Source organism: Staphylococcus sp. GDY8P85P, assembly GCF_017892405.1.
Lineage (GTDB): Bacteria > Bacillota > Bacilli > Staphylococcales > Staphylococcaceae > Staphylococcus > Staphylococcus borealis.
This window is the reverse complement of record NZ_JAESLA010000021.1, coordinates 1-878: the sequence shown is the minus strand read 5'-3', so window position 1 is coordinate 878 and position 878 is coordinate 1. Positions and strand designations below refer to the sequence as shown.

The window sequence follows — 878 nt, the reverse complement described above, 5'->3', positions numbered from 1 at the left end:
TTTTAGCTTTGTTCTTTGATAGACCTTTGTCTGTAGAATCAAATATATGTGTAATAAGCATGTCTTCATCTAAATCAATAACCATGTCTGGATGAGTAAAGTTTTCTGCGATATTAAGTGCAATGATTGAATATCGACTACTAAATAATTTTTCTAAACCAGGAAATGTTTGATGTAATAGTTCAATAATCTCATTCTTAAGACGATTTTGATTATTCTCAATTTCTAGATGAAAACGAGCACGTTCTCTTAATTCAAAGAAGATTGAATCCTGTGTAGGTGAGCTGTCCGTTTGTTTAAGAGTTGGCGCTAAATGAGCCAATTTGTGAGCGTCAGCATGATCTGTTTTCCAAGATCTCAAAGAACTCGTTCTAAATTTGGCTTCTAACGGATTCATTTCAATATAATCAATTTGATTTACACGACAAAATCGTGTCATAGCTCTTGAATAGACACCTGTAGATTCAAAAATGATTTTTGGGTGGTCTAAGTCAATCAAGTACTTTAATAAATGTTTATAGCCATTTTTATTATTTTGAATGGTAAATTCCTTTTGGAATTCTTCATCTTTATAGTGTGCAATTACGCTGTTTCTCTTACTAATATCAATACCTAAGTAATCGATAAATATAACCTCCTTGTATATTTTGAGAAGCTGAAACTTTACTTAACCTTTCTCATTTCACTTTCCTATACACGGCTTCAAGAGCCCAACATACTACAAACGAATTTCAAAAGGCGAGAGTAAAGCTGACTAGTTTTTAATACGGATTTAAAATCAAAGGGAGCTCACAGTCTACTTCTCTCTACAACTATAAAAAATAGCTGTGAAAAAATATATCGTCATATATTTCTTCAAAGCTAATCTTAGTATGTTT

At 31.7% G+C, this 878-nt stretch carries 1 protein-coding gene; it reads right to left on the bottom strand.

Annotation, left to right across the window (positions count from 1 at the left end; genetic code table 11):
* The coding region (locus KA828_RS13115) for an IS110 family transposase (RefSeq protein WP_481906424.1) at positions 1-625 on the bottom strand (625 nt) is incomplete at its 3' end.
* Positions 626-878 lie beyond the last annotated feature (253 nt).